The organism is Nodosilinea sp. LEGE 07298 (assembly GCF_015207265.1).
Taxonomy (GTDB): Bacteria; Cyanobacteriota; Cyanobacteriia; order Phormidesmidales; family Phormidesmidaceae; genus Nodosilinea.
The window spans coordinates 1-5501 of the sequence record NZ_JADEXE010000375.1; the positions used below are offsets into that span (position 1 = coordinate 1).

Sequence of the window (5501 nt, forward strand, 5' to 3'; positions counted from 1 at the left end):
CATCCTCAATGCCATGGTGGCCCATGACACCTTATGGCAAGCCCCAGCTTGCTCTCTGCCGCCAGCCGCCACCCCCGTGGCAGCTACTACATAGCAGGGTGAGCTTGACGATCAAGATAATCGCTACAGCGTCTACAGTCGCTGGCTTGAAGCTGGTATTTTCTCTCCCAGAGATCTCCCCAGTACTATATAACCGGCTGGGTTGACGAAACCGTCGATAATATCAACAGCTCGTTCTTTTAACCTACGGCCAGAGCACCTATAGGCATAGCATCGCCAGTAGCGCCAACGGCACCAACGCAATTTTTTGAGCAGCCGTAGCTATATCAAACTCTAATACTTTTTTAACCTATTATGCGTTTGGAAAGCTCGTCGGATCTAATGGCTGCCCGTCAGCTTGTTTACGTCTTCTTCTACCATAAAGAGTATAGATTTAATTTGTTGAAACCTCTTACATATCCATTACCTTATGTCTAAGCTTATTTTGATTCGCCACGGGCAAAGTCTATGGAATGCGGCCAACAAGTTCACGGGTTGGGTCGATGTGCCCATGAGCGAGAGGGGGCGAGCGGAAGCGACGATTGCTTCGTGTAAGTTGCGAGATGCAGGCTACACCGTCGATATTTGTTTCACCAGTATGCTAATTCGGGCGATCGAAACAGCGATCGTTTGCCTTACCGAATGTGATGAAGTGCGCAATGGTCGTATACCCTACATCTGGCATGATCCGGCTGAACCTGACTGGCACGGTTGGGATCACCACGTCGGCCAACCTGAGCAAGAACTCAAGATTATTCGTTCGCCTGCCCTAGATGAGCGCTACTATGGCGACCTCCAAGGTTTGAACAAAGCCGAAATGGCAGAAAAATTTGGGGAAAAACAGGTTCACCTCTGGCGGAGATCTTACGATGTGCGCCCGCCAGGCGGCGAAAGTTTAGCTGATACAGTCAAGCGGACGGTGCCTTTTTTTGAGCAATGTATTTTGCCAGAACTTCAGGCTGGAAAAAATGTGATGGTAGCAGCCCACGGCAATTCTTTGCGATCAATATTGATGTATATCGATCGTCTTGGCGAAGATGAGGTGGCCATTTTAGAACTGGCCACAGGCGTGCCCATTCTATATGACGTCGATGCCGAGGGTACTTTTACCAACAAAGAGGTATTAACACAATAGTGTTCTCAGCTTTGCCCTATGGCCTGCTCGTCTACCCATTGCAAGCTTCTTAACTTACAGCCTTTAGTGCATTGCTTCGCGAATGCACCCTACAAATTGGACTGTCAGAAGGCTATGACAGGGTAAATGGCACCGATTGGACTACGTTTGTAATACGCTCATCGTAGTCCAATCGGGAATACGAGCGTCGCCATGCCTCACAGCTCTGGCAAACTCATGCGCGTGCTCACCCGATGGGTATAGCAGAAGCGCTGAAGCTCAAGTTCTAGCAGCGACTTAGCTTCGTCGTTACGATGATGAAAGCTCTTCAGGATACTGCGATGAAAGTAAAGCACGTTATCAACCTTCACAAAGGCGCTACCGCCGTTTACATCGCGGCCCTGATGGTGGTTTACCAAAATTTTGGCGTGGGGCCATGGGTGTACCTGGCGCTGCACGGCACCTACGGCCTGCTGTGGCTGCTAAAAGATCGCCTGTATCCCGACAAGCAGTGGGAGCAACCCATTTCGCTAGGGGCCGGAGCTTTCACCTTCGGGTTTTTGGGTCTCTACTGGGTGGCTCCCTTTTTGCTGATTAGCCAAGGAGTAGAGCCGCCGTTGCCGCTGGTAGCCGCTGCGATCGCCCTCAATATCCTCGGCGTATTTCTGCACTACGTCAGCGATGCTCAAAAGTACTTCACCCTCAAGTATCAGCCGGGGCTAATTACCGAAGGTTTGTTTGCCCGCTGCCGCAACACCAACTACCTGGGCGAGATTTTGATCTACTTCTCCTTTGCCCTGCTGGCGATGCACTGGCTGCCCTTTGCTATTTTGGGGCTGGTTGCGGCTCTAGTGTTTGTGCCCAACATGCGAAAAAAAGACGAGTCGCTGTCGCGCTATCCAGCGTTTGCGGACTATAAGGCGCGATCGGGGTTGCTGTTGCCGCAGTTGTTTGGCGGTGCCCAACCTGAGGCTCAAACCACATCCGCTGAGTCCCCTAACTAAAGGACTAATTCAAGAGCTTCTCCACGCCAGCATACCCGAGGGTCTATGATCTAAGGGTTCATGACCCGGCTGCCCATGACTCTGTTTACTCTGCGCTCCGCCACCAAAGACTTTGGCATCAAGGAAATTCTCCGCGATGCCAGCTTTAGCCTGGACGAGGGCGACAAGGTGGGCCTGATTGGCACCAACGGATCCGGCAAATCGACCCTGCTGAAGATGATTGCGGGGCTAGAGCCCTTCGACGGCGGTGATTTTTGGGTCAACCCTGGGGCCAAGATTGTTTACCTGCCCCAACAGCCCGACTTTGAGGCCGATCGCACCGTCCTAGAGCAGGTCTTTGCTGACGCAGGCGAGCAGATGGCGCTGATTCGCGAGTATGAAGATATCTCGCACCATATGGCCCAGGGCACAGGCGATGCCGATGCCCTGATGGCTCAGCTCTCGACCGTATCTGAAAAAATTGCTGCCGCTGATGCCTGGGACCTAGAAACCAGCGCCAAGGCCATTCTCAGCAAGCTGGGCATTGACGACTTTGATACCAAAGTGGGCGATCTGTCGGGGGGGTATAGAAAGCGGGTGGCGATCGCCGCTGCCCTACTGGCCGACCCCGATGCCCTGCTCATGGATGAGCCCACCAACCACCTCGATGCCGAATCGGTGGAGTGGCTGCAAAGCTACCTGAGCGGCTTTCGCGGTGCGCTGCTGCTGATTACCCACGATCGCTATTTTCTCGACCAGGTTACCAACCGTATTCTTGAGATCGATCGCGGCGACCTCTACGGCTACGCAGGCAACTACGCCTATTACTTGGAAAAAAAGGCGTTATCTGAAGCCGCCGATGTCAGTTCGCAAAAGAAGCATGCTGGCGTACTGCGCCGCGAGCTGGAATGGCTGAAGCGCGGCCCTAAGGCTCGTAGCACCAAGCAAAAGGCCCGCATCGATCGCATCGGCGACATGCAAAACCGCGAGTTCAAAGAATCTCTCGGCAAAGTAGATATCTCCACCGTCGGTCGCCGCATCGGCAAAAAGGTGATCGAGCTGGAGGATGTCTCTAAAAGCTACGAAGACCGGCTTCTGTTTAAAGACTTTACCTACGCCTTTGCCCCCGACGATCGCATTGGCATCATTGGCCCCAACGGCGTCGGCAAATCGACCCTAATGAACGTAATTACCGGACGGCTGGAACCCGACAGCGGCTCTGTCGATATTGGCACCACTATCCACGTTGGCTACTTCGACCAGCATTCCGAAGACCTGTTTGCCAACCCTAGCCAGCGGGTGATCGAATACCTCAAAGAAACCGCCGAACTGGTTACCACCAATGACGGCAGCGTGATCACAGCCTCCCAAATGCTGGAGCGGTTCTTGTTCACCTCAAACCAGCAATATTCACCACTTGAAAAACTCTCCGGCGGCGAGCGACGGCGGTTGTTTTTGCTGCGGGTGCTGTTGTCGGCCCCGAACCTGCTGATTCTCGACGAGCCTACCAACGACCTCGATGTGCAAACCCTCGGCGTGCTGGAAGAATACCTGGAGGAGTTCAACGGCTGTGTGATTGTGGTCTCCCACGATCGCTACTTTCTCGATCGCACCGTCAACACCATCTTTGCCTTTGAGGGCGACGGCGTGCTGCGCAATTATCCGGGCAATTACTCGGTCTATTTAGATCACAAAAAAGCGGCCTCAGACACCCAAAAGGAGAATGGAAAGGCCGCTGCCAGCAAAGCCCAAGCCACTGCATCTGCCCAGACGGTAGCTAAGTCAGAGCCAACTCCCGAGGTCAAGGCCAAAAAGCTCTCCTACAAAGAAAAGCGAGAATATGAGCAGCTTGAGGCCCAAATTCCCGCTATGGAAGCTGAAAAAGCAGCGCTAGAAAAACAACTCTACGGTAACCCCCCCAGCGATTACGCTGAGGTTGCCAAACTCTCCGAGCGCCTAGGCCAACTCACCACCACCATCGACACTTCTACCGAACGCTGGATGGAGCTAGCCGAGCGCGTGGAGTAAGCCTATCAGGGGCTTCCAACCGTACCCAATGCGAGACAGAAGAATCGGCGGCAGGGTGCCGCCGACAGGAGTCGCAAAGGGAAGGCTAATCCTGAATGATGAGAAGCCGCTCCTCAATTCAGGAGAGGGCGATTATTGAGCTGGGGTGGCGCGATTGTTGGGGCTTTGGGAGTTGGGTGCCACAACACCGGGCAGGTTAGAATCCTGGTTTTGCTGCATGTCCATCCCAGGCCGCTGCTGCTGGTTAGGATAGCTATTTCCCTGACCGGGGACAGCGCGGTTGTTAGGGCTTTGGGAGTTGGGTGCTACAACACCGGGCAGGTTAGGATCCTGGTTTTGCTGCATGTCCATCCCAGGCCGCTGCTGCTGGTTAGGGCTGGTGCTTTGGCCAGGGGTAGCGCGATTGTTAGGGCTCTGGGAGTTGGGTGCTACAACACCAGGCAGGTTAGGATCTTGGTTTTGCTGCATATCCATCCCAGGCCGCTGCTGCTGGTTAGGGCTGGTGCTTTGGCCAGGGGTAGCGCGATTGTTAGGGCCTTGGGAGTTGGGTGCTACAACACCGGGCAGGTTAGGATCTTGGTTTTGCATATCCATCTCAGGCCGCTGCTGCTGGTTAGGGCTGGTGCTTTGGCCAGGGGTAGCGCGGTTGTTAGGGCTTTGGGAGTTGGGCGATACAACACCGGGCAGGTTTGTATTTTGACCTTGGTTGGTGCGATTGCTAGCGCCATAGCGGTTGGATTGGTAGTCATTCATCCAAAGTTCGCCGTCCATAGGCACGGCGCGGTTGTTGGGTCCTAAATCGTCGGGGGAAAGGACACCTCTGGTCAAGCTATTTTGGCGAAGTTCAAACCGGCTCATTACCCCTTCGTTGGAGTAGGTAGCAGCCGAACTAATGTCGGTTTGAGCTTTAGCAGTCGATCCTACGGCCAAGGCCATAGTGGCAGACAAAGAACATAGAATAAAGCGTTTCATTGCGTCTCCTTGTGTAGTCATTTGAATTGAGTGCTGAGCAGCAAACTTATAATCGTTCTATAGATTTAAACGTGAGTCAGCATTCAAGCAGTTAAGTGCTAGCTGAAATTGTTTATAAGTGGGTTTGCTGCATTTCCTTAACTTAACGGCAATATAAGCATCATCAATCGACTGATAGTTGGAGATTGACTGTACTAAAGACGCTTCTATAGAAAGAGAGAAAGACCTTACTAATTGTGGCTCTCCTGGGATCACTATGCAGCGGTTGGAGAAAAATGCCAGCAGATTAGGCATCGGAGGCGGAATCGCTCAAAATTAGTGAATCCGTAGCCAGAGCGCTTAATCAACTTCAAACGCGTGTTGAT

At 53.0% G+C, this 5501-nt stretch carries 5 protein-coding genes; 3 read left to right on the forward strand and 2 right to left on the reverse strand.

Features of this window, described 5'->3' with window-relative positions:
• The first annotated feature begins 469 nt into the window (after positions 1 to 469).
• The 3 genes from IQ273_RS29630 (at position 470) to IQ273_RS29640 (ending at position 4164) form a co-directional block, all read left to right on the forward strand.
• A complete protein-coding gene (locus IQ273_RS29630; RefSeq protein WP_194026698.1) occupies positions 470 to 1174 on the forward strand; it encodes a 2,3-bisphosphoglycerate-dependent phosphoglycerate mutase in 705 nt (234 codons plus the stop codon).
• A gap of 320 nt (positions 1175 to 1494) precedes the next feature.
• Positions 1495 to 2157, forward strand: a complete 663-nt coding sequence (locus tag IQ273_RS29635; RefSeq protein WP_194026699.1) for an isoprenylcysteine carboxylmethyltransferase family protein — start codon at positions 1495 to 1497, stop codon at positions 2155 to 2157.
• Between the two features lie 75 nt (positions 2158 to 2232).
• The gene (locus IQ273_RS29640) at positions 2233 to 4164 is read left to right on the forward strand and encodes an ABC-F family ATP-binding cassette domain-containing protein (RefSeq protein ID WP_194026700.1); all 1932 of its coding nucleotides are present in this window, start codon (positions 2233 to 2235) and stop codon (positions 4162 to 4164) included.
• A 132-nt stretch (positions 4165 to 4296) separates the two neighbouring features.
• On the opposite strand, the gene IQ273_RS29645 is transcribed toward IQ273_RS29640, so the two are convergent.
• Positions 4297 to 5136 (reverse strand): hypothetical protein, encoded by an 840-nt coding sequence (locus IQ273_RS29645; RefSeq protein WP_194026701.1) that lies wholly within the window; start codon positions 5134 to 5136, stop codon positions 4297 to 4299.
• Between the two features lie 254 nt (positions 5137 to 5390).
• Positions 5391 to 5501 carry a transposase gene (locus tag IQ273_RS29650; RefSeq protein ID WP_397197044.1) on the reverse strand — a complete coding sequence of 37 codons (111 nt, stop codon included), beginning with the start codon at positions 5499 to 5501 and terminating at the stop codon, positions 5391 to 5393.